Genomic DNA, 20,536 nt, shown 5'->3' with positions numbered 1-20,536 from the left:
GCGCATCGCTTCACAAAGCCATGCAGTTTTCTGGCATAACTAATAACTGAACCATCCATCAGGAGAAAAACATGGAAATCAACATTGGCATCGCTGAACAGGACCGGGCAGCCATCGCCGAGGGCCTGTCTCGCCTGCTCGCCGACACCTATACCTTGTACTTGAAGACCCACAACTTCCACTGGAACGTTACCGGGCCGATGTTCAACACGCTGCATACCATGTTCGAAACCCAGTACACCGAACTCGCCCTCGCGGTGGACGATATTGCCGAACGCATCCGGACCCTGGGCTTCCCGGCACCGGGCACTTACGCCGCCTATGCGCGCCTGAGCTCAATCAAGGAAGAAGAAGGCGTCCCTTCGGCTGAAGAGATGATCAAACTGCTGGTTGAAGGCCAGGAGGCGGTCGTACGCACCGCTCGCGGCATCTTCCCGCTGCTGGACAAGGTCAATGACGAACCAACCGCAGACCTCCTGACCCAGCGCATGCAAAGCCATGAAAAGACCGCCTGGATGCTGCGCAGCCTGCTGTCCGCCTAAGCTGCCCCCCTGGACGGGGCGCCGTTACGCGCCCCGCCCAGCCTTGCGACCAATAAAGCACCGCCACGCTCTATTCCATAGAACTCAGCCAGAGCAGCGGAACACACATTTGAGCACCCTCCTTCTTTACTGTTAAATACGCCGCGCTGCAGCCCGGACCCGCGCGGTTTTTCGAACAGTGTTCAGCCCTGCCCGACTAACGTTTTCACGAGCTCCCGGCCTTGCGGCTTCTTCTGTCGTGTTATCAACCGTGAGTCATACAAGAATGCTTAAGATCGTCCATGTTTTGGCGGGTGTCATTGCCCTGTTACTGTCCTTTGTTCCCAGCCTGCGCGGCGCCATGCCTCTGCTTCTGCAGCCTGAAGCCCTCTGCTTACTGATGCTTGGCCTGCTGAACGTGCAATTTGCGCCATCCGCTCAACTGATAGACGCCCGGACCCGCCCCACACTGATCGCAGCGTCCGTACTGCTGCTGATCTCCATCGCACTGCAATCCTTTATCGTCCTCGTATCGCTCCCCGAGATCGCAGGACAGCCCGCTACGCTGGCCAGCCTGCTGCTTGCCTTCATTGCAGTACTGCTGCACCTGGCCACGCCTCAAGCACAGCGCGCGCAGCCCAAACCGGCCCGCAAGCCCGCTGGCACGAGCGCACCGTCAGCGGCAGGTCGCGAGGCTGGCACCGTCAAGTGGTTCAACACTTCCAAGGGTTTCGGTTTTATCTCGCGAGACAGCGGAGATGACGTGTTTGTGCATTTCCGTGCGATTCGCGGAGAGGGGCACCGCGTCCTGGTCGAAGGGCAGCGGGTGGAGTTCAGCATCATGATGCGCGACAAAGGCCTTCAGGCAGAGGACGTCGTCCCGGTTGAATCGGATCGATAAGCGCTCAATGGCGGGGAGCGTCAGCCCACCTCCCCACCACACCAATCTTCAATAGTGCGGTGGCGGGGCCTCATCCTCGCCAGTGTCCAGCGGCACCTGCATCTCCTCCTGACGCTTCGCCAACGCGCGCAGCTGCAGCTGCATCCGTTGCATGGCCCGCTGCTGCTCGACGAGCACATCATTCAGCGCCTGGATCGTATCGTCCTGAAATGCCAGACGCGTCTCCAGATCCGTAACACGCGACTCCAGATCCATCATCCTTCTCCAAATCGGAAGTGATCGGTTAGCACCAGCTTGAGCTTGCTCCTGATCGCAGCAACCTGTTCGGCGCTGTATGGCTGTGCCGGATGCTTACCCCAGACCGGTCCCGGCCAAGCGGGATCATCGCGACGCCTTGCAATGACGTGAACGTGCAGCTGGCTGACCACATTACCAAGAGTGGCAACGTTCATCTTGTCCGCCCCAAAAGTGTCTTTCACCGTCTCGGCCAGCGACGTGGCCTCTTGCCACAGTGCTTGTTGATCCGCAGTGTCAAGCTGGAACAACTCACTAACCTCTTCACGACGCGGCACCAGGATGAACCACGGATATTGCGCATCGTTCATCAACAACAACCGGCAGAGCGGGAAGTCACCAAGCAGCAACGTATCCTGCTCCAGACGCGAATCGAGTACGAACATATAACTCCCCTGCGAACCGAAAATGAAAGTGCGTACTGCTGCACTGCGATCGAAAAAGGATACTCCATGCACACCGCACAACAAGCTCTACAGCGCACAGCAACGGTGCCTGGCTGCAGTGACACCGCGCGCTCCTGGTGCATATTCGAAGGAAAAGCGGCGGCGAAGGCAACGAATGAGCGCAGAGCGAATTTGAGTACGCTTTTTGCTAGCAGAGTGCACGGGGACCTGAAAGAGGCTTGAAGCACCGCAAAGAAACACACATTGCTTGCTCTAGCGCACCACTAGAGCTAAACAGTAAAGTCTCTGGATGGCTTTATTTCGCGACAGCGGCCATGACTGGCAAAGCCCGATGCAGGACTAAGAAGTTGCACCCTTTCCGCGCAACCGCGGAAGGTAAGCACCGTTTTTAAACCAAAGGAGCAATCACAATGAAAGTGATGAAGTGGAGCGTAATCGCCCTGGCCGTAGCGGCGGGCACCTCCCAGATGGCGCTGGCCAGCCAGCAATCGGAATCCAAGGGTTTCGTCGAGGACGCGAGCCTTGATCTGTTGCTGCGCAACACCTATTTCAATCGTGACTACAAGGACGGCGCCGGCGACGTTCGCAGCTGGGGCCAAGGCTTCATCACTACCTTCGAGTCCGGCTTCACACAAGGCACAATCGGAGTAGGTGTGGATGCCTATGGGTTGTTGGGCGTTCGGCTTGATGGCGGCCGCGGCTACACCTATGGCGCAATGTTCGAGCGCGACTCCAATGGCGATCCGGAGCGCGACCTCTCGCAGGCCGGCGCAGCCATCAAGGCACAGTTCTCCAACACCGTGATCAAGTACGGCAACCAGTTCCCGTCCATGCCAGTTCTGGCATATGACGATTCGCGCCTGCTGCCTGAGTCATTCACCGGCACACTGATCACCAGTAACGAGATTGAAGGCTTGGAGCTGAATGCTGGCCGCTTCACTGCGGACAGCGCGATGCAAACCTCTAGCCGCGACTCGCTTAACTACCTAGACCGGACTCTCAAGAGCATTGACGTCATAGGTGGCACCTATGCATTCAATGACAACCTGAGCGCCTCCCTGTATTACGCAGACAACGAAGATGTCGCCAAGAAGAAGTACGCCAATATCAACTACGTCATGCCTTTCGCTGACGCTCAGTCTTTGGCTTTCGACTTCAACATTTACGACAATAAATACGACAAGCAAGCCTTCGGCGAGACTCAAGACACCACGATCTGGAGCCTTGCAGCCAAGTATTCTGTCGGCTCACACGCTTTCATCCTCGCCCATCAGCGCGTGACTGGCGACGGCAACTACGAATACGACATCGGCGACGGCGGCGGCTCCATCTGGGTAGCCAACTCCTACTACTCCGACTTCAACTCCAAGGACGAACGCTCCTGGCAGGCCAGCTATGAGCTGGACTTCAGCGGTTACGGCGTTCCCGGCCTGTTCTGGAAAACTGCCTACGTCTACGGCGACAACGTAGACACCGGCACCGGCGAAGGTAAGGAGCGCGAGTTCTTCAACCAGGTCCAGTACGTCGTACAGAGCGGCCCGGCAAAAGACCTGTCGCTGAAACTGCGTAACTCGATCTATCGCTCCAACAGCGATATGCGCGAGTACTACAGCCCGGATCTGAACGAGATCCGCGCGTTCGTCGAATACCCGCTGAGCATCCTGTAACCCAGCTGCACAGTTGATTCGATGCAAAACTGAGCCCGGCGAAAGCCGGGCTCTTCGTTTCTACGCCGAGCCCAGCGGCCATGTCGATCCTATACGCAGCACCACGCGCGCCGTACAATGCCGAGCTAAATTTCAGCCTCTGCAAGGACATAACGGCCACATGCGCACCAGTCAGTTCCTGCTCTCGACCCTCAAAGAAACCCCATCCGATGCAGTGGTTATCAGCCATCAACTGATGCTGCGCGCCGGAATGATCCGCAAGCTGGCCTCGGGACTGTATACCTGGATGCCGATGGGACTGCGTGCACTGCGCAAGGCCGAGGCCATCGTTCGCGAGGAAATGAACAAAGCTGGTGCCTTGGAAGTGCTGATGCCCGCTATCCAGCCGGCTGAGCTTTGGCAGGAATCCGGTCGCTGGGAACAGTACGGCCCGGAGCTGCTGCGACTGAAGGATCGCCATAACCGCGAGTTCTGCGTCGGCCCAACCCATGAAGAGGTCATTACTGACCTGGCACGCAATGAGCTCCACAGCTACAAGCAGCTGCCGATCAACTTCTACCAGATCCAGACCAAATTCCGTGACGAGATACGCCCGCGTTTCGGTCTGATGCGTGGCCGCGAATTCCTGATGAAGGACGCCTACTCCTTCCATCTGACTCAGGAGTCGCTGCAGGACACCTACGACCGCATGCATCAGGCGTACTGCAACGTGTTCACTCGCCTCGGCCTCGACTTCCGTCCCGTGCAGGCGGACACCGGCTCCATTGGCGGAACCGGCTCCCATGAGTTTCACGTATTGGCAGAGTCCGGCGAGGATGACATCGCCTTCAGCGACACCTCCGACTACGCCGCCAATATCGAGAAGGCCGAAGCCATTCCGCGCGAAACCGAACGTGGAGCGGCCAGCGAAGAGCTGCGTCTGGTCGACACACCTAACGCCAAGACAATCATCGAACTGGTTGAACAGTTTGACCTGGCAATCGAGAAGACCGTTAAGACGCTGGTCGTCCACGGCATCGAAAAAGGCCAACTTATCGCCCTGATCGTGCGCGGCGACCATGAGCTCAATGAAATCAAGGCCGCGAACCTCGAGCAGGTTGCCAGCCCACTTGTATTCGCCACCGAAGCAGAAATCCGCGCGACCATTGGTGCCGGCCCCGGCTCGCTCGGCCCACTGAATCTGCCGATCCCCTGCGTGATTGATCGCTCTGCCGCACTGATGAGCGATTTCGGCGCCGGCGCCAATATCGACGACAAGCACTACTTCGGCCTGAATTGGGAGCGCGACCTGCCGCTGCCGCAGATCGCCGACCTGCGCAACGTCGTCGCTGGCGATCCGAGCCCGGATGGTCAGGGCAAACTGGTCATCAAGCGCGGCATCGAAGTCGGACACATCTTCCAGCTCGGCACGAAATACAGCGAAGCCATGAACTGCCAGGTGATGGGCGAGAACGGCAAGCCGGCCACGCTGATCATGGGCTGCTACGGCATCGGCGTATCCCGTGTGGTAGCCGCTGCGATCGAGCAGAACTACGATGATCGCGGCATCCTCTGGCCGGACGCACTCGCTCCCTTCCAGATCGCCCTGGTGCCGATGAAGTACGAAAACGAGGTGGTGAAAGAGGCGACTGACAAGCTTTACGCCGAACTCATCGCGGCCGGCTACGAAGTGCTGCTCGACGACCGTGACAAAAAGACCAGTCCCGGCGTCAAATTCGCCGACATGGAGCTGATCGGCATTCCGCATCGGATCGTAATCAGCGATCGCGGGTTGGCTGACGGCACCTTGGAATACAAACACCGCCGTGACGCCCAACCTCAGCCGGTCGCGGCAGCTGAAATCCTGTCTTTCATCAACTCGCGTGCTAATCGCTGATCGGAAACCATGTTTAACCGACGTGTTGTCGTTTCAACCAGCGTCGCCATTGGTGCGGCGCTGCTCCTTGGTGGCTGCGCTAACCACTTGCCGCAACGCAGCGAGCATGAGGCGCGCACCGAGCGCAAGCTGCTCGACCATAGCCTGCGCATCGAGCTTGGTGAGCCTCAGGTACTGGAGCTGCCGCAACGGCGCATCCGTGTGCAGGAGCAGAAGACCTTCGAAGTCACTGACTTCGAGGTCACGCGTCGTTACGATCGATACACTCCCTACCAACCCTGGCGCGAGCTGTACGAAATCCCTATGGGTATCGTCGCAGTAGTCGCCGGCGTAGGTGCCAACGTGCTTAACGTGGTGATGCTCGGCAACGTTCCAGAACGCGCCACCCGCGGCTGGATCAGCTACGGGTTCGCCGGCATCAACCCGTTCATGAACGTCGAGTCGAATGGGCGCTCGCAACAGAACCTGGCCAGCCTCAATGAGCAGCGCCGGGATGCGCGACTCGAATACACCAGCCTGCCTTGGGCCGAGCGGCCAGTGACAGTCATTGCCGGACGGGACACCCATGAACTGTCCACCGATCGCCACGGCGTTCTGCGCCTCAATCTGCTGGATGGCCCTTTCGCCGATCAGGATGTTGCGCAGATCGGCAAGCTGCAGTTGTCGGTCGAAGATAGCCAGGACGGCACGCGAGCAGATGCGACCCTGCTGGTCAGCCACAAGCTGCGCGGCAAGTTGCAGGAAGCGCACGACCTGATTTTCAACGATCTCGAGGGCGACGATGTAGCGCAATGGGTGCACCGCGTTCGACGCCTGTCTGAATTGGGTCTGGAAGAGGAAGCGAGCGAGCTTGAGCAGAGCCTGATCGAGCTGACACGCAACGACCCCGAGCTGCAGCAAGAGTTTCTGCAGAGCCTGATCGAAGGCAGCAGCGGGAACTGAGACCAATGAAGACGTCCGCTCTTCTGCTCGCCCTGCTGCTTGCGTGCGCCCTGCCGGCAACCGCCAACATCCGCCAGGCTCCAGAGCCGGAGCTGCGCGATCTCATGCAACGGACCGTGGCCGAGGCGGACAGCTTTCAGGATCGCTTCGATGCGGAAGTCTGGCTGGTAGACATGTCCGGCCGACTCAAGCGCTACGTGCCGGATGCCGAAGAAAGGCTGTCGATTCTCCGGCTGGTGCATCGCGAGGCAAGCAAGGCGGGCCTGAAGCCCGAACTGGTGCTGGCGTTGATCCATGCCGAAAGCCTCTTCGACCGCTTCGCCATTTCCAGTGTCGGAGCCCAAGGCATGATGCAGGTCATGCCTTTCTGGAAAGCCGAACTAGGACGACCTCAGGATAACCTTACCGACAACGCCACCAATCTTCGCTATGGCTGCACCATCCTCAGTTATTACCTGAAGAAGGAAAACGGCGACATCAATCGAGCGCTGGCGCGCTATAACGGAAGCTTGGGCAAGAACCGCTACCCCGCCAAGGTGATCGGGTTCTGGCAGGACTTCTGGTACGTCAAACCATGACGCGCCCGCGCTACTCGCCTCTCAATCTCTCCAGATGCGCGAGTATCCCGGCAGCGCTTTGCTCGCCGATCAGACGCTCTCGAACAGCGCCTTTATCGTCAACAAGGTAGGTCACCGGCAGCACTTCGCTGCGTGACAATTTCAGCCGTTCGGCGGGATCGTCGCTGAGCACGCGAAAGCGAATCCCCAGCGCCTCGGCAGCTTCTGCAAGCTCCTCACCACGCAGCTCATCGAAGTTGACCCCGAGCACCTCCAGATTGTGCTCAGACATAGCCAGGGTATTAAGTTCTGGTATCTCGGTACGACAGGGCCCGCACCATTCGGCCCAGTAATTGATCAACAACCACTTACCCTGCAAATGCGCAGCGGTGATCTCCTGCCCGTGCTGATCGACGCCCCAATCCTTTTCGCAGGCGGAGAGCAACAGACAGGCAAGCAGGAGCAAGGATGTGACAAAAGGCTTGGTCATAAGAGGCTCTCTTGCGTAGGCACCCGGAGGATACAGCGTCCATGCCGCCAGCGCGCAGGCCAGGAGGACCGTTACCTGACACCAAAGCTGGTGGCGCCAAGTAACCGTCGCGTTTTTGCCGTTCTGCGATTCCGGTCACGCACCCCGACGCTCAAGTGCACAGTTTTGCCCGACTGGCACTGCCTATAATTCCGCACCTTCACCGTCTGCCAGTAGCGAAACCATGTCCCAACTTCACGACAAACTGATCGGAACAGTTCCCTCGCGGATCGTCGAAAAAGCCGCCATCGCCCTAACCACGTACGACGGCCGCGTCGCCGAATTCAACGTTGCGAGCTGGTTGCAGCTGCAAGGGCACGCAGGGCTGGCGGTGTCGCTTGTCGCCAAGTATCGCGACGGCCAGCAACAGCGAGAAGCGGCCGTTGATCACGGGCGAACCGATGGCGCGGGAAAGATACTGCTATCAGGTGTTGCGCGACTGCCGGTTCGCCACAAGATCGAGGACCTGCAGGTACATCTGCGACCGGCGACAGCAGTGGCAGCGGTTACGGTCGAAGAGCTGTTCGTCCATCCCGTCGAGCCTGTCGCCGCTGAAATGAAAGCCGTACAGGCCTGACATCAACCGTTGACCTTTTGGGCCTCGATAAGTGGAGCTCCTGACACATCGCGTGCAGGGCTCAGCTGCGTGCGAGACCGATCCACGAGCGACTCGGGCCACTGCGTAAAGCGCAGACCGGTCAGGCGGTTCAATGCTTCGAGCGCTGCGTCTGGCGCTCGCTGATGCATATATAGAATTGTGCTGCGCTTGCCGTTCATCACGCGCTCCTCTCAGCCACCGAAGTAATAGCCAAAACCGTGCCACCACGCTAACGGACGTCGGCGCGCCTGATATCCGTGCCTTTGCGAGCCCCCAGTGGAAGCAGCGGTTGAGAACGACTCTCGCGCAATCACTCCCTTACTGACGTTTTTTGTCACCACCGGCTTGCAGCCAGTCCGCGAGACTGCCACCGAACAGATTGCCCTGTTCCTGCTGCAGCAGTTCGAGCGATCGGCGTAGCGTTGGGTACCAGGGCTCGTCGAGTTGCCCGGGTAACTCGACCCGCGCCGACAAAGGCCAGGGATTGCACCGCAGCAGCTGGTCCAGGCTGTAATGGCTCAAGTCACGGCAGAGCACCCAGCCTCCCGATCCGGTGCGACAGACCAGCTGCTCCTGTTCGAAGAACCCAAGTATTTCGTCCCACTCATCTTCCGGCAGGCGTAGGCCAGCTTTGTGCAAATCGCGCAGATGCATCTCACGTCCGTCCTGCTGGCGCTGATGCAGATTGCGCAGGAGCATCAGCATTACCAACAAACGTGGCAGCGGCCGCCTACGCCATTGCTGAGATGAGGATAGGCCGCATACCAGTTCCGCACCGAAGAGCACGATCATCCAGGACAGGTAGACCCACAGCAGGAACAACGGAACGGCAGCGAAGGCCCCGTAGATCAGCTGATAACTGGGGAAATAACTGACATACACACCGAACAGCTGCTTCGCGGCCTCGAACAGCACGGCAGTGAAAACCCCGCCGACAATGGCATGCCGCAGAGGAACGCGGGTATTGGGCACAGCAGCATAGATCAGCGTGAAAGCTGCCACACTGAGCAGCAAAGGCATAACTTTTATCAGCGTGCCGACACCGATCAGTGCGTAAGGCCCTGAAATCAACGAGAGCGAAGCGATGTAGGTGCTGGTAGCAAACCCCGCGCCCAGCAGCAACGGCCCCAGACTGAGAATTGCCCAGTACAGCAGAAAGCTCGACACCCCCCTGCGCGGCTGACGAACGCGCCAGATAGTGTTGAATGCCTTCTCGATGGTCAGCAGCATCATCAACGCGGTGGCCATGAGAAAGCCGACACCGAACCAGGTGAGCTGCCGCGCCTGGCTGGTAAAGGCCAGCAGATATTCCTGAATCGTCGCACCGGTAGACGGAATGAAATTGTTGAAGATATAGAACTGGATCTGCTCGCCGACCCCCTTGAACGCGGGAATCGCCGACAGCATGGCGAAGGTGACGGTCATCATTGGCACCACGGCGAACAGCGTGGTGTAGGTCAAGGCCGCTGCGCTGTGAGGCCCTTGGTCCGCCAGGAAACGCCTGACGAGAAAGCGGCCGAACTCAAGCATGTTGTCGATGCGCTGATGCATCCCCTCTCCTTTCAGCACTGCCTTTGGCCACTGGCTCGACAGCTCTAACGATCTAAGAACCCGGACCGGCGCAGGCACGAATCACCGGAGCAGCTCATTTCGGCCAGTGCCCCGATGAGGGTTAGAATGGCCACCTCATCCGGCGAGACGCAACTACAAATGACCGAACTTACCCTTTACCACAATCCCCGCTGCTCGAAATCACGCGGGGCGCTGGAATTGCTCGAAGCCCGCGGCCTGTCGCCTGAAATCGTGCGCTATCTGGAAACGCCGCCAAGCGCCGCTGAACTCTGCGCCCTGCTGGATAAGCTGGGGCTCACCGCCAGGCAGCTGCTGCGCACCGGTGAAGAAGAGTACAAGAGCCTCAACCTGGCCAACCCCGAGCTCAGCGAAGCCGAGCTTATCGACGCCATGATCGAACACCCACGCTTGATCGAACGCCCGATCCTGATCGCCGGGAACAAGGCGATCATCGGCCGACCACCGGAGAAAGTGCTGGAGATCCTACCGTGAGCACGCCCTATATCCTTGTGCTGTATTACAGCCGCCACGGCGCCACAGCGGAAATGGCCCGGCAGATCGCCCGCGGCGTGGAGATGGCAGGGCTGGAAGCGCGTCTGCGCACGGTCCCCACCGTTTCCGCCGAATGCGAAGCGGTTGCGCCGTCCATTCCGGACTCCGGTGCTCTGTATGCGACCCTCGAAGACCTGAAGAATTGCGCCGGCCTCGCACTTGGCAGCCCGACTCGCTTCGGCAACATGGCGGCGCCAATGAAGTACTTTCTCGACGGCACCAGCAGCCTGTGGCTGACCGGCGAGTTGGTCGGCAAGCCAGCCGGCGTGTTCACTTCGACCTCCAGCCTGCACGGCGGCCAAGAAAGCACCCTGCTGTCGATGCTGCTGCCGCTATTGCATCACGGCATGCTGGTACTCGGCCTGCCCTATAGCGAGAACGCACTGCTGGAAACCCATGGCGGCGGTACGCCGTACGGCCCCAGCCATCATGCCGGCGCCGACGGCAAGCGCTTGCTGGACGAACATGAAATTGCTCTGTGTCGCGCCCTTGGGCAGCGCCTGGCGCGTACCGCACAGCAGCTGGAGACATCTCGTGGCTAAGAAACGTAAACCGCTGCCATCCCTGGACTGGCTCACCCCCCGGGTAAAAGCCAGCCGTGCGATCAGCCTGGCCAGTTTCTTCGGCCTTGCGGCGCTGTTGACCGTGTGGAACCTCGTATTCGCCGATCTGCACGGCGCGCGTACCTGGGTTGTGGTCAGCATCCAGCTCATCCCACTGCTGCTGGTCGCGCCCGGCATGATCACCGGCAGTCCGCGCGCGCACGCCTGGCTCTGCTTTATCGTCAACCTGTACTTCATCCAGGGCGTGCTGGCAGCTATCGACCCGGCACGGATGATCTACGGCTTGCTGGAAGCAGCGATCAGCATGACGCTGTTCGTTGCGGCGCTGTTGTATACCCGCTGGAGTTACCAATACGAGCGCAAGGCGATGGGCGAAGCCTGAGAACGCACTCGATGGGAGCGCGCAGCGGCGCTTCCATCGCAACCGGCCGACTACCAGCCGAGCGTTTCCTTGAGAAAGGGAATGGTCAGCTTGCGCTGTGCCTGCAGCGACGCCTGATCCAACTGGTCGAGCAGCTCAAACAGAGCATTCATGCTGCGCGAGCCGCGGGTCAGGATGAAGCGGCCTACGTCATCCGGCAGGTTCAGCCCCCGACGTGAAGCACGCAGTTGCAGAGCTCGCAATTTGTCCTCGTCGGACAGCTGCTGCAGCTGGAACACCAGAGCCAGACTCAGGCGCGACTTGAGGTCAGGCAACTTCACTGGCAGCTCCCTCGGCGAACCGTTCGCAGCCAGCAGCAACCGCCTACCGGCGTCACGCAGCCGGTTGAACAGATGGAACAGCGCCTCCTCCCAAACCGCATCCCCCGCTACCGCATCGAGATCGTCCAGGCAGACCAGTTCGCATTGCTCGAGATTGTCCAGCAGGGCCGGACCGTACTCGACCACTTCGGCCAAAGGCAGATAAACGGCCTGCTCGCCGCGCTCCTCCACCCGCAGGCAGGCCGCCTGCAGCAAGTGGCTGCGGCCAACACCCGCCTGCCCCCAGAGATAGATCAGCTCATCGGACCAGCCGGCGGCCGGCGAGCATAGCCGTTCCACATAGCCGAGCGCCGCGGCATTGGCGCCCGGATAGAAGTTGGCGAAGGTGGCGTCGTCGCGCAGGCGGACGCCAAGGGGAAGCTGGATGGGTTTCATGGCTGGCTGGGTGGTTCGGCCGGTGCACCGGCGGGCTCGGCGTAAAGGTCCGAGAGTTTATAGAGATCGTGAACATGGCGCAGCAGAACCATGATCACGGCCGCCACCGGGAGCGCCAGCAGAACGCCGGTAAAGCCGAAAAGCTGCCCACCGGCGAGCACCGCAAAAATCACCGCGACCGGGTGCAGTCCGATTCGATCGCCCACCAGCAGCGGTGTCAGCAGCATGCCTTCGAGCATCTGCCCGACGGTAAATACTGCCGCCACGCCCAGCAGTGGATAAGGCGCCAGACCGAACTGGAACAGCACAGCCACTACGGCCGCGCCGATCCCGACGACGAAGCCCATGTAAGGCACGATGCTGGCAAGCCCGGCGAGCACGCCGATCAGCAGTCCCAGTTCAAGCCCTACCAGCATAAGACCGGAGGCATAGATGATGGCCAGCGCCAGCATCACCAGCAGCTGACCACGCAGAAATGCGCCGATCACCTCGTGGCATTCACTCATCAGCCGCACCACCATGCCCTCACGCTTGCGCGGCAGCAGGCTACGCAGCTTGAGCATGATCAGATCCCAGTCGCGCAGCAGATAGAAACTGACCACTGGAATGAGCAACAGATTACCGATCCAGGCGAGCAGTGCCAGGCTGGACGCTGTAGCTCGACTCAGGATTATGCCGAGCACATCGGTAGTACTGCCCAGATGGGCGGAGAAAGCGGCCTTGAGCTGGTCGAGGCGCCAGAAGTTTTCCTCCAGACCAAACTGCAGCTGCACCCACGGCAAGGCTTGGTGCTGCAACCAGTCCAGGGTCAGCGGCGCCAGTTGATAGAGCCTCACCAGCTGCTTGCCCAGCATGGGCAGCAGGACCAGCAGCATCAGCAACATCAGCAGACTGAACAGAGCGAATACGGCAATCACCCCCCAGGTCCGGGACAGCCCCCAGCGCTCCAGACGATCGACCAGCGGGTCGCCCAGATAGGCGAGCAGAATGCCGATCAGAAACGGCGTAAGGATTGGCGTAAGCAGGTAGACCAGCCAGGCGCATAGCAGCAGGCCCGCCAGCCCCAGCCAACGGTTCGAATCATTCATGGTCATTAATGCCTTCCCTGCAGGACGATCACAAAAACACTGAAGTACCGAGTGCTGTACTACCAGCGAAAACGCAGCACTGTACCGCCCTGAGGCGCCGCAGACGCACCTGCCCCATCGCCGGGCTCAACCACGGGCTGACTGGCATCCAGCGGCGGCTCATCCTCTGGAACTTCTTGCAGGCGTGCCAGCGACAACTGCGCGCGCAGCTGCTCCGGGCTGGCGTTGACCCGATAAACCAGGCGATCGCTCTCCACCCTCAACAGGCTGCCACCGAAAGGCTCCAGCAACCGATCCAGTTCGGCGAAGCGCGCAACGTCGGCTCCGATGATTTCCAGGGTGATATCCGACGCGGCGCCCGGGGCAACCACATAGCGCGGCGCCAGATATTGACTGACCGCCAGCAGCACCGCATCAGCCAACCCCTCGAGGGAATCGGCCTTGGCCTTGCCGTCGTGCGCCTCGTCATCGAGCCAGACTTTCCAGTCACCCTGCCAGGCGGGGTCGGCCTCGCGAGCATGGACGGCCAGCAGCACATCGGCGTCATAACGCTCCGAGGCATCGCCCAACACCTGGCGGCTATTCGCACCAAACGCGTCCGGCGTGGCCAGCAGCTGCTCGGACAGGTCGGCCAGCGGCAGACGCACCGGCAGACCACGATGCTGCGCTGCAGCGCGCAAAGGCGCTGCACCGTCTTGTCCATCGCCCAGAAGCTGGGTGCCCTCGACCCGCTCGTTCAACCACCAAACCAGAAGCGTCGGCCGATTGGAGCCCCAGAGGGAGACGCCGGCACGCCGCAGGCTTCGCTCGGTCGTGCCCGGATCGAAGTCGACAACGATATGCTCACCCTCGTAGCCATATTTACGGATCAGTTGTTGCGGATCCTCCCGTAACGCAGCAACTTCCTGGCGCTTGGCCACTTGCGCATCGCCGGTGAGCCTGAGTAACAGGGTATCGAAGGCACGTTGCAATGCTGCGGCACGCTCCTCGGCCTGTTGGCCGGAAACAGCCTCGCGCACCTGATAGAGGCCTCTGAGCTGTTCGGCTTGGCTGGGCAAGGCCGCGCCCAGCGCAAGGCACAGGACGATTAGGCGATAGATAAGGCGCATGATTGTTTCTCGCAGGCCACCAGGGCAGGAAGTAAGGAGGGACGGGACGCTACACCTTAAACAGCCGTCCCAGAGGCGGCAACCGCCGACCGCACAGTTGCGTAAGCAAACAACAGCCAAACCCCATTGGGTCACCGCTATCGGGATGGCCGCTGTGCGGCAAGCCTGATAAAATCGCGCGCTTTCCGCAGACCGGTTCCGGCGCTCCTCGAGCCCGGTATCCAGCGCCAGTGGCAAACGCGGCGCAGGGGGCAAGCCCTGCGTTCACTCGGCCGCACTGGTGGCAACACCAGATGCCCGAAATCGTTTGCAAGGCCTGGATGCAGAACCGACCGGTCGACACCCGCACTCCTTTTACAGGTCCGGACTCTATGAGCAAGCAACCCTCCCTCAGCTACAAGGACGCAGGCGTCGACATCGATGCAGGCGAAGCGCTGGTCGAACGCATCAAAGGCGTGGCCAAGCGCACCGCTCGACCTGAGGTTATGGGCGGCCTGGGCGGCTTCGGCGCCCTGTGCGAAATTCCGGCTGGCTACAAGCAGCCCGTGCTGGTTTCCGGCACCGACGGCGTCGGTACCAAGCTGCGCCTGGCGCTGAACCTGAACAAGCACGACAGCATCGGCCAGGATCTGGTCGCCATGTGCGTCAACGACCTGGTGGTCTGTGGTGCCGAGCCGCTGTTCTTCCTCGACTACTACGCCACCGGTAAGCTGAACGTGGACGTGGCCGCCACCGTGGTCACAGGCATCGGCGCCGGTTGCGAACTGGCTGGCTGCTCGCTGGTGGGCGGCGAAACCGCTGAAATGCCGGGGATGTACGAAGGCGAGGACTACGACCTGGCCGGTTTCTGCGTTGGCGTGGTGGAGAAGGCCGAGATCATCGACGGCTCCAAGGTTGCCGCTGGCGACGCGCTGATCGCACTGCCCTCTTCCGGCCCGCACTCCAACGGCTATTCGCTGATCCGCAAGATCATCGAAGTGTCCGGCACCGACATCGACAGCACCCAGGTCGACGGCAAGCCGCTGGCTGACTTGCTGATGGCCCCGACGCGTATCTATGTCAAGCCGCTGCTCAAGCTGATCAAGGACACCGGCGCGGTCAAGGCCATGGCGCATATCACTGGCGGTGGTCTGCTGGACAACATTCCACGCGTTCTGCCGGACGGTGCCCAGGCGATCATCGACGTGGCTAGCTGGACCCGCCCGGCGGTATTCGACTGGCTGCAGGAGAAGGGCAACGTCGACGAGCACGAGATGCACCGCGTGCTTAACTGTGGCGTTGGCATGGTTATCTGCATCGCTCAGGACCAGGTCGAATCCGCGCTGGCCAACCTGCGCGCGTCTGGCGAATCGCCATGGATCATCGGCCAGATCGCCAACGCCGCGGAAGGCGCGGAACGCGTCGTGCTGAACAATCTGAAACAGCACTGATGACCGCGACCTGCAATGTAGTGGTACTGATTTCAGGGTCTGGCAGCAACCTGCAGGCCCTGATCGACAGTCAGGCCGATGGCAATCCCGCGTGCATTCGTGCCGTGATTGCCAACCGCGCCGATGCGTTCGGTCTGATCCGTGCGCAGGGCGCGGGCATCCCAACCGCCGTACTGGATCACAAGGCGTTCGGTGGCCGCGAGGCGTTCGACGCCGCGCTGATGGAGATGATCGACGGCTATGCGCCGGATCTGGTGATTCTGGCCGGATTCATGCGCATCCTCACGCCCGGTTTCGTCCGCCACTACCAGGGCCGCCTGCTGAACATCCACCCGTCGCTGCTGCCCAAATACAAGGGCCTGGATACCCATCGAAGGGCACTCGAAGCGGGCGATAGCGAACACGGCTGCAGCGTGCACTTCGTCACCGAGGAACTGGACGGCGGGCCCGTAGCGATCCAGGCAGCGTTGTCGGTCGCAGCGGGCGAAAACGTCGACGAGCTGACTCAGCGGGTGCATACGGCAGAGCATCAGATCTACCCGCTGGCGATGCGCTGGTTCGCCGAGGGGCGCTTGCGCCTTGCCGAACAAGGCGCGATGCTGGATGGCGTCACCCTGCCGGCCTCCGGCTATCAGATCAGAATCTAGGAGATAACATGCGTCGCGCCTTGCTGCTTGCTCTCGCCGTGCTGGCCCTACCGGTCCAAGCTCTGGAGCTCAAGCCCTTCTCCGCAACCTATACCGCCGACTGGAAACAGGTGCCGGTCAGCGGCACTGCCCAGCGCAGCCTCGAGCAACTGGATGATGAAAGCTGGCGACTGGATTTCGACGCATCCATGCTGGTCGCCAGCCTCAACGAACGCAGCACCTTCCGTATCGAGGGCGACACCTTCCTGCCGCTGAGCTATCGCCTCAAGCGCAGCGGCCTGGGTAAAGGCAAGCGCGTCGAGCATCGATTCGACTGGGACAACAAGCAGGTCGAGGGCAGTGATCGCGGCGATCCGGTGAAGCTGCCGCTGCATCGCGGATTGTTGGACAAGTCCACCTATCAATTGGCTCTGCAGCACGAAGTGGCGGCCGGCAAGAAAAGCATGAGCTATCAGGTCGTCGATGGCGATGAGATCGAAACCTACGATTTCCGTGTACTTGGCGAAGAGAAGGTCAGCACCAAGGCCGGTCAGGTCGATGCGATCAAGGTCGAGCGCGTGCGGGATCCGACCCAGAGCAAGCGCGAAACCATCCTCTGGTTCGCCAAGGATTGGGACTATCTGCTGGTTCGCCTGCATCAGGTCGAAACCGATGGCAAGGAATACCAGATCATGCTCGAAGAAGGCCGCGTCGGCGGTAAGGCCGTCAAAGGCAACTGAATCATCTCCGCGGCAGCCGCAGGGCTGCCGTCCCTTCGAAACATGCCGGGCCTCCTGAATGATCGCTTCCCGCCTGCTACTGGCTGTACTGCTCCTGCCCCTGGCGGGTTGCCAGTCCTTTTTCGCTGATCGCAGCCCGGCACAACCGGCAACCGAACGCCTGCAAGGCGAGGTTCGGCAGATCGATGGTCAGCTGCAACTGCAGAGCTGCCAGGGGCAACGGCTGCTGACGCTGCTGGACGCAAATACGGGATTTGAGGAAGAAGCGCAGGCGCTGATGACCCATGCGCAGGACCGACTGTTCGCCGACCTGCGTGGGACGCTCAGCCAGGCGAAGCCGGGCGTCGAAGGCCAGCTCTCTATCACTCGTATCTACCGGCTGCAGCGAGAAGGTCACGGCTGCGACGAGGATAACTTCAAGCAGCTGATCCTTCGCGCCAGCGGACATGAACCCGGCTGGACGGTCACAGTGACCACGCGCGGTATGTTGCTGGTGCGCCAAGGGGAGTCGCCCATTGCTCTGCCCTATCTTGAGGAGCAGTTGCCTGGCGGCCAGCTCAGTTTTACCAGTGAGGCCAACGAGCATCGGCTCGACCTCTGGGTTGCGCCGCAGCGCTGCGTCGACAGTGCCAGCGGCACCGTCAGCCATCTGAGCGTCGAACTTCGCCTGGACGGGCAGACCTTGCGTGGCTGCGCCTACTACGGTGGCGGGCGCAACGACTGACATCACGAATGCGGGGCGTTCGCCGCGCTCACTCTGAAAGAACTGCACCCATGAACAACGCCCTGAATCTGCTGCATCCCTACCCGTTCGAAAAGCTGCGCGGCCTGCTCGCCGGTGCCGAAGCCCCGACTGACAAGCGCCACATCGCCCTATCGATCGGTGAACCCAAGCATCGCTCGCCGGACTTCGTTGCCCAGGCGCTGGCGGACAATCTCGATCAGCTGGCGGTATACCCGACCACGCTTGGCATTCCTGCGCTACGTGAAACCATTGCCCGGTGGTGCGAGCGGCGCTTCGGTCTGGCAGCCGATGCCCTGGATCCTGCACGGCATGTGCTGCCGGTGAACGGTACGCGGGAAGCCTTGTTTGCATTCACGCAGGCCGTGGTCGACCGCGAAACGGACGGCCTGGTGGTCAGCCCCAACCCGTTCTATCAGATCTACGAAGGCGCAGCGTTGCTGGCAGGCGCCACGCCGCACTATCTGCCGTGCCTGGAGCAGAACGGCTTCAACCCGGACTTCGCTGCAGTACCGGCAGAAGTCTGGCAACGCTGCCAGATCCTCTTTCTCTGCTCGCCGGGCAACCCGACCGGCGCCCTCGTACCGCTCGAAACGCTGAAGAAGCTGATCGCCTTGGCCGACCAGTACGACTTCGTCATCGCGGCGGATGAGTGCTACAGCGAACTGTATTTCGACGAAGCCAATCCCCCAGCAGGCCTGCTGACCGCCTGCGCCGCGCTCGGGCGTAACGACTACAAGCGCTGCGTGGTTTTCCACAGCCTGTCCAAGCGTTCGAACCTCCCTGGGCTGCGCTCAGGCTTCGTCGCCGGTGACGCCGAAATCCTCAAGGCCTTCCTGCTCTATCGCACCTACCACGGCTGCGCGATGCCGGTGCAAACCCAGCTGGCGAGCATTGCCGCCTGGAATGACGAAATCCACGTACGGGCAAACCGCGAGCTGTATCGCGCCAAGTTCGATGCGGTGCTTGAGATCCTCGCGCCGGTCATGGACGTGCAACGCCCGGACGGTGGCTTCTATCTCTGGCCGAAAACGCCGATGGATGACCAGCAATTCACCTGTGAGCTCTTCGCCCGCGAGCACGTCACCGTAGTGCCCGGCTCGTACCTGTCACGCGAGGTGGATGGTGCTTCGCCAGGGGCTGGGCGCGTTCGCATGGCACTGGTCGCACCGCTAGCCGAATGCATCGAAGCAGCCCAGCGAATTCGCCACTTCATCGAAACGCTCTGACAGCGCACCGGGCGGTCCAGCCGCCCGGTCATCGACCTTCAAGCCACGCCAGGCGGGATCATGTCCTTGCCGTAGTCGCGCAGCTTTTCCAGGTTTTCCGGCTTCATGTGCTCAGGAATATCCGCCTTCGGATGCTCCTCATGCCGATCGGCATCCGCCGGCTCATGCGCATGCTCGGTACGCTCGTCGTGATCACTCATACAACGCCTCCGGTTCAGATTGCGTGCTCTTCCCAGATCAGCTCGCCGTCGTCGCTGACCTCTATCACTTTAGTCAACGCTGCCTCGGCAATCGCATCGGCTTCGGATGCCAAGTCGTAGCGACGACCATCGGCGATCTTGAATACCTGCACATGCTCGTCGCTGTCGCGTCGTTTGATGGCAATCACCGCCTCGAAAGCATCCTCGGCAGGCACCGCCGAAGAAATCGCTTCGAAATTCTCGAAATGCTTGCGCGCCATTACTTGTCACCTCACCGTTGCGATTGTCATCAATGGACAACACCATCGCTGTAAAAGGTCGAGAGCGGTGGCTGAACGACCGTTTGGTGGCAGGCTCGAACCTGAATGGATATGTGGAGGACCTCGCCATGAACATAACTGAACACTATGCGCAGACCGAACCCAGCCGCACCGAAGTCGATGCCATGCACGGGCCGGTGCTGTTGGAATTCGGCACGGCATGGTGCGGACATTGCCGTGCCGCGCAGCCGGGGATTGCCAAGGCGCTGGCCGACCGGGAGGGCATCAATCACCTGAAGATCGAGGACGGTCCGGGCCGACCGTTGGGGCGTTCTTTTCGCGTCAAACTCTGGCCGACCCTGATCCTGCTGGAGAACGGTCAGGAGCTGGGGCGCGTGGTACGGCCGCAGAATGCCCAGGCAATCGATCAGGCGCTGGGCGAGATGGGCAAGGACTGAGGCTCGCAACAATCGAGCATGACTTCGATCCGAACGCACGGCATGTGTGCTGACGCTCCGCCATCCATCGCTCCGCCAGGCATGGCATAATCCGCCGTCCAGTTTTGCAGGAGCCTTTGGAGAGTCGTTTATGTCCGGATCAGATCAGCGCTTGTGCCTATACGGAATCAAAGCCTGCGACACCATGAAAAAGGCCCGTACCTGGCTCGACGAACACGGACTGAGCTACGACTTCCATGACTACAAGAGCGCCGGCATAGACCGCGCCCATCTGGAAGCCTGGTGCAACGAACACGGCTGGCAAACCGTTCTCAACCGTGCAGGCACCACCTTCCGCAAGCTGGACGACGCTGCAAAGGCCGATCTTGACCAGGCCCGGGCCATCGAGCTGATGTTGGCCCAACCGTCGATGATAAAACGCCCTGTACTCGACCTGGGCGGTAGAACCCTGATCGGCTTCAAGCCCGATCTTTACGCTGCCGCAGTGGCAGCGCCGAACTGATAGCCGCCCACCAGACGGCGCGGCCGACAAAAAAGG

Annotated in this window: 27 protein-coding genes; 17 read left to right on the top strand and 10 right to left on the bottom strand. The window is 60.8% G+C overall.

Annotation, left to right across the window (positions count from 1 at the left end; genetic code table 11):
* Positions 1 to 71 precede the first annotated feature (71 nt).
* Positions 72 to 542 (top strand): Dps family protein, encoded by a 471-nt coding sequence (locus PSEST_RS07275; RefSeq protein WP_015276356.1) that lies wholly within the window; start codon positions 72 to 74, stop codon positions 540 to 542.
* 265 nt (positions 543 to 807) lie between these two features.
* Positions 808 to 1,422, top strand: a complete 615-nt coding sequence (locus tag PSEST_RS22515; RefSeq protein WP_015276355.1) for a cold-shock protein — start codon at positions 808 to 810, stop codon at positions 1,420 to 1,422.
* Between the two features lie 48 nt (positions 1,423 to 1,470).
* Here PSEST_RS22515 and PSEST_RS07265 read toward each other — a convergent pair whose 3' ends face one another.
* Together PSEST_RS07265 and PSEST_RS07260 are read right to left on the bottom strand one after the other, a co-directional pair.
* A complete protein-coding gene (locus tag PSEST_RS07265; protein ID WP_015276354.1) occupies positions 1,471 to 1,677 on the bottom strand; it encodes a SlyX family protein in 207 nt (68 codons plus the stop codon).
* Positions 1,677 to 2,102: an HIT family protein gene (locus PSEST_RS07260; protein ID WP_015276353.1), complete on the bottom strand. Its 426-nt coding sequence runs from the start codon at positions 2,100 to 2,102 to the stop codon at positions 1,677 to 1,679. Before PSEST_RS07260 ends, PSEST_RS07265 begins: the two co-directional genes overlap by 1 nt.
* Before the next feature lie 431 nt (positions 2,103 to 2,533).
* Between PSEST_RS07260 and PSEST_RS07255 the strand changes: the two genes are divergently transcribed.
* From PSEST_RS07255 to PSEST_RS07240, 4 genes are all read left to right on the top strand, one after another.
* On the top strand, positions 2,534 to 3,790 hold the full coding sequence (locus tag PSEST_RS07255; RefSeq protein ID WP_015276352.1) for an OprD family porin: 1,257 nt from the start codon (positions 2,534 to 2,536) through the stop codon (positions 3,788 to 3,790).
* 160 nt (positions 3,791 to 3,950) lie between these two features.
* The gene (locus tag PSEST_RS07250) at positions 3,951 to 5,666 is read left to right on the top strand and encodes a proline--tRNA ligase (protein WP_015276351.1); all 1,716 of its coding nucleotides are present in this window, start codon (positions 3,951 to 3,953) and stop codon (positions 5,664 to 5,666) included.
* Positions 5,667 to 5,675: 9 nt separating this feature from the next.
* Entirely contained in the window at positions 5,676 to 6,608 is a 933-nt protein-coding gene (locus PSEST_RS07245; RefSeq protein WP_015276350.1) for a hypothetical protein, read from the top strand.
* Between the two features lie 5 nt (positions 6,609 to 6,613).
* Entirely contained in the window at positions 6,614 to 7,186 is a 573-nt protein-coding gene (locus PSEST_RS07240; RefSeq protein ID WP_015276349.1) for a lytic transglycosylase domain-containing protein, read from the top strand.
* A gap of 10 nt (positions 7,187 to 7,196) precedes the next feature.
* Here PSEST_RS07240 and PSEST_RS07235 read toward each other — a convergent pair whose 3' ends face one another.
* Positions 7,197 to 7,655: a TlpA family protein disulfide reductase gene (locus PSEST_RS07235; protein WP_015276348.1), complete on the bottom strand. Its 459-nt coding sequence runs from the start codon at positions 7,653 to 7,655 to the stop codon at positions 7,197 to 7,199.
* Between the two features lie 223 nt (positions 7,656 to 7,878).
* Here PSEST_RS07235 and PSEST_RS07230 point away from each other — a divergent pair, with 223 nt between their 5' ends.
* Positions 7,879 to 8,271, top strand: coding sequence for a hypothetical protein (locus PSEST_RS07230; RefSeq protein WP_015276347.1), 393 nt, complete (start codon positions 7,879 to 7,881; stop codon positions 8,269 to 8,271).
* A 2-nt stretch (positions 8,272 to 8,273) separates the two neighbouring features.
* Here PSEST_RS07230 and PSEST_RS07225 read toward each other — a convergent pair whose 3' ends face one another.
* Entirely contained in the window at positions 8,274 to 8,471 is a 198-nt protein-coding gene (locus PSEST_RS07225; protein WP_015276346.1) for a hypothetical protein, read from the bottom strand.
* Positions 8,472 to 8,610: 139 nt separating this feature from the next.
* Entirely contained in the window at positions 8,611 to 9,843 is a 1,233-nt protein-coding gene (locus PSEST_RS07220; protein ID WP_015276345.1) for a virulence factor BrkB family protein, read from the bottom strand.
* Positions 9,844 to 10,002: 159 nt separating this feature from the next.
* On the opposite strand from PSEST_RS07220, the gene arsC reads away from it, so the two are divergent.
* The 3 genes from arsC to PSEST_RS07205 are packed head-to-tail and all read left to right on the top strand — an operon-like array spanning position 10,003 to position 11,361.
* Positions 10,003 to 10,356, top strand: coding sequence for an arsenate reductase (glutaredoxin) (arsC, locus tag PSEST_RS07215; protein WP_041756940.1), 354 nt, complete (start codon positions 10,003 to 10,005; stop codon positions 10,354 to 10,356).
* Positions 10,353 to 10,958 carry an NAD(P)H:quinone oxidoreductase gene (gene wrbA / locus PSEST_RS07210; RefSeq protein ID WP_015276343.1) on the top strand — a complete coding sequence of 202 codons (606 nt, stop codon included), beginning with the start codon at positions 10,353 to 10,355 and terminating at the stop codon, positions 10,956 to 10,958. The genes arsC and wrbA overlap by 4 nt, the downstream gene beginning before the upstream one ends.
* Positions 10,951 to 11,361: a DUF2069 domain-containing protein gene (locus tag PSEST_RS07205; RefSeq protein ID WP_015276342.1), complete on the top strand. Its 411-nt coding sequence runs from the start codon at positions 10,951 to 10,953 to the stop codon at positions 11,359 to 11,361. Before wrbA ends, PSEST_RS07205 begins: the two co-directional genes overlap by 8 nt.
* Positions 11,362 to 11,411: 50 nt before the next feature.
* On the opposite strand, the gene hda is transcribed toward PSEST_RS07205, so the two are convergent.
* Genes hda through PSEST_RS07190 form a run of 3 tightly spaced genes read right to left on the bottom strand, consistent with a single transcriptional unit; the run spans position 11,412 to position 14,313 of the window.
* A complete protein-coding gene (gene hda, locus PSEST_RS07200) occupies positions 11,412 to 12,116 on the bottom strand; it encodes a DnaA regulatory inactivator Hda (RefSeq protein WP_015276341.1) in 705 nt (234 codons plus the stop codon).
* Positions 12,113 to 13,210 (bottom strand): AI-2E family transporter, encoded by a 1,098-nt coding sequence (locus PSEST_RS07195; protein WP_015276340.1) that lies wholly within the window; start codon positions 13,208 to 13,210, stop codon positions 12,113 to 12,115. Before PSEST_RS07195 ends, hda begins: the two co-directional genes overlap by 4 nt.
* Before the next feature lie 53 nt (positions 13,211 to 13,263).
* Positions 13,264 to 14,313 (bottom strand): DUF2066 domain-containing protein, encoded by a 1,050-nt coding sequence (locus tag PSEST_RS07190; RefSeq protein WP_015276339.1) that lies wholly within the window; start codon positions 14,311 to 14,313, stop codon positions 13,264 to 13,266.
* A gap of 371 nt (positions 14,314 to 14,684) precedes the next feature.
* Here PSEST_RS07190 and purM point away from each other — a divergent pair, with 371 nt between their 5' ends.
* The 5 genes from purM to dapC are packed head-to-tail and all read left to right on the top strand — an operon-like array spanning position 14,685 to position 19,080.
* Positions 14,685 to 15,743: a phosphoribosylformylglycinamidine cyclo-ligase gene (gene purM / locus PSEST_RS07185; RefSeq protein ID WP_015276338.1), complete on the top strand. Its 1,059-nt coding sequence runs from the start codon at positions 14,685 to 14,687 to the stop codon at positions 15,741 to 15,743.
* On the top strand, positions 15,743 to 16,390 hold the full coding sequence (gene purN / locus PSEST_RS07180) for a phosphoribosylglycinamide formyltransferase (protein WP_015276337.1): 648 nt from the start codon (positions 15,743 to 15,745) through the stop codon (positions 16,388 to 16,390). The genes purM and purN overlap by 1 nt, the downstream gene beginning before the upstream one ends.
* 8 nt (positions 16,391 to 16,398) lie before the next feature.
* Positions 16,399 to 17,109 carry a DUF3108 domain-containing protein gene (locus PSEST_RS07175; protein ID WP_015276336.1) on the top strand — a complete coding sequence of 237 codons (711 nt, stop codon included), beginning with the start codon at positions 16,399 to 16,401 and terminating at the stop codon, positions 17,107 to 17,109.
* Positions 17,110 to 17,167: 58 nt separating this feature from the next.
* Entirely contained in the window at positions 17,168 to 17,833 is a 666-nt protein-coding gene (locus PSEST_RS07170) for a COG3650 family protein (protein ID WP_015276335.1), read from the top strand.
* A gap of 50 nt (positions 17,834 to 17,883) precedes the next feature.
* Complete coding sequence (dapC, locus tag PSEST_RS07165; RefSeq protein ID WP_015276334.1) at positions 17,884 to 19,080, top strand: succinyldiaminopimelate transaminase; 1,197 nt, start codon at positions 17,884 to 17,886, stop codon at positions 19,078 to 19,080.
* 38 nt (positions 19,081 to 19,118) lie between these two features.
* Here the strand turns inward: dapC and PSEST_RS22280 are convergent, their stop codons facing one another.
* Together PSEST_RS22280 and PSEST_RS07160 are read right to left on the bottom strand one after the other, a co-directional pair.
* Positions 19,119 to 19,280, bottom strand: coding sequence for a hypothetical protein (locus PSEST_RS22280; RefSeq protein ID WP_015276333.1), 162 nt, complete (start codon positions 19,278 to 19,280; stop codon positions 19,119 to 19,121).
* A gap of 14 nt (positions 19,281 to 19,294) precedes the next feature.
* Positions 19,295 to 19,540, bottom strand: coding sequence for a hypothetical protein (locus PSEST_RS07160; RefSeq protein ID WP_015276332.1), 246 nt, complete (start codon positions 19,538 to 19,540; stop codon positions 19,295 to 19,297).
* A 128-nt stretch (positions 19,541 to 19,668) separates the two neighbouring features.
* Here PSEST_RS07160 and PSEST_RS07155 point away from each other — a divergent pair, with 128 nt between their 5' ends.
* Both PSEST_RS07155 and PSEST_RS07150 read left to right on the top strand, forming a co-directional pair.
* Complete coding sequence (locus tag PSEST_RS07155; RefSeq protein ID WP_041756937.1) at positions 19,669 to 19,998, top strand: thioredoxin family protein; 330 nt, start codon at positions 19,669 to 19,671, stop codon at positions 19,996 to 19,998.
* A gap of 130 nt (positions 19,999 to 20,128) precedes the next feature.
* Positions 20,129 to 20,500, top strand: a complete 372-nt coding sequence (locus PSEST_RS07150; protein ID WP_015276330.1) for an ArsC family reductase — start codon at positions 20,129 to 20,131, stop codon at positions 20,498 to 20,500.
* Positions 20,501 to 20,536 lie beyond the last annotated feature (36 nt).

The sequence above is a fragment of the Stutzerimonas stutzeri RCH2 genome (assembly GCF_000327065.1).
GTDB classification, from domain to species: Bacteria; Pseudomonadota; Gammaproteobacteria; order Pseudomonadales; family Pseudomonadaceae; genus Stutzerimonas; species Stutzerimonas stutzeri_AE.
This window is presented reverse-complemented; position numbering and strand designations above follow the sequence as displayed.

Coding starts and splice junctions, on each gene's coding strand:
- PSEST_RS07150 (WP_015276330.1), top strand. CDS start 20,129: ATGTCCGGATCAGATCAGCGCTTGTGCCTATACGGAATCAAAGCCTGC.
- dapC (WP_015276334.1), top strand. CDS start 17,884: ATGAACAACGCCCTGAATCTGCTGCATCCCTACCCGTTCGAAAAGCTG.
- PSEST_RS07275 (WP_015276356.1), top strand. CDS start 72: ATGGAAATCAACATTGGCATCGCTGAACAGGACCGGGCAGCCATCGCC.
- PSEST_RS07250 (WP_015276351.1), top strand. CDS start 3,951: ATGCGCACCAGTCAGTTCCTGCTCTCGACCCTCAAAGAAACCCCATCC.
- PSEST_RS07155 (WP_041756937.1), top strand. CDS start 19,669: ATGAACATAACTGAACACTATGCGCAGACCGAACCCAGCCGCACCGAA.
- PSEST_RS07235 (WP_015276348.1), bottom strand. CDS start 7,655: ATGACCAAGCCTTTTGTCACATCCTTGCTCCTGCTTGCCTGTCTGTTG.
- PSEST_RS07230 (WP_015276347.1), top strand. CDS start 7,879: ATGTCCCAACTTCACGACAAACTGATCGGAACAGTTCCCTCGCGGATC.
- PSEST_RS07225 (WP_015276346.1), bottom strand. CDS start 8,471: ATGAACGGCAAGCGCAGCACAATTCTATATATGCATCAGCGAGCGCCA.
- PSEST_RS22515 (WP_015276355.1), top strand. CDS start 808: ATGCTTAAGATCGTCCATGTTTTGGCGGGTGTCATTGCCCTGTTACTG.
- purM (WP_015276338.1), top strand. CDS start 14,685: ATGAGCAAGCAACCCTCCCTCAGCTACAAGGACGCAGGCGTCGACATC.
- PSEST_RS07195 (WP_015276340.1), bottom strand. CDS start 13,210: ATGACCATGAATGATTCGAACCGTTGGCTGGGGCTGGCGGGCCTGCTG.
- PSEST_RS07160 (WP_015276332.1), bottom strand. CDS start 19,540: ATGGCGCGCAAGCATTTCGAGAATTTCGAAGCGATTTCTTCGGCGGTG.
- hda (WP_015276341.1), bottom strand. CDS start 12,116: ATGAAACCCATCCAGCTTCCCCTTGGCGTCCGCCTGCGCGACGACGCC.
- PSEST_RS07265 (WP_015276354.1), bottom strand. CDS start 1,677: ATGGATCTGGAGTCGCGTGTTACGGATCTGGAGACGCGTCTGGCATTT.
- PSEST_RS07260 (WP_015276353.1), bottom strand. CDS start 2,102: ATGTTCGTACTCGATTCGCGTCTGGAGCAGGATACGTTGCTGCTTGGT.
- PSEST_RS07255 (WP_015276352.1), top strand. CDS start 2,534: ATGAAAGTGATGAAGTGGAGCGTAATCGCCCTGGCCGTAGCGGCGGGC.
- PSEST_RS07240 (WP_015276349.1), top strand. CDS start 6,614: ATGAAGACGTCCGCTCTTCTGCTCGCCCTGCTGCTTGCGTGCGCCCTG.
- PSEST_RS07220 (WP_015276345.1), bottom strand. CDS start 9,843: ATGCATCAGCGCATCGACAACATGCTTGAGTTCGGCCGCTTTCTCGTC.
- PSEST_RS07175 (WP_015276336.1), top strand. CDS start 16,399: ATGCGTCGCGCCTTGCTGCTTGCTCTCGCCGTGCTGGCCCTACCGGTC.
- PSEST_RS07170 (WP_015276335.1), top strand. CDS start 17,168: ATGATCGCTTCCCGCCTGCTACTGGCTGTACTGCTCCTGCCCCTGGCG.
- arsC (WP_041756940.1), top strand. CDS start 10,003: ATGACCGAACTTACCCTTTACCACAATCCCCGCTGCTCGAAATCACGC.
- PSEST_RS07245 (WP_015276350.1), top strand. CDS start 5,676: ATGTTTAACCGACGTGTTGTCGTTTCAACCAGCGTCGCCATTGGTGCG.
- PSEST_RS22280 (WP_015276333.1), bottom strand. CDS start 19,280: ATGAGTGATCACGACGAGCGTACCGAGCATGCGCATGAGCCGGCGGAT.
- purN (WP_015276337.1), top strand. CDS start 15,743: ATGACCGCGACCTGCAATGTAGTGGTACTGATTTCAGGGTCTGGCAGC.
- PSEST_RS07190 (WP_015276339.1), bottom strand. CDS start 14,313: ATGCGCCTTATCTATCGCCTAATCGTCCTGTGCCTTGCGCTGGGCGCG.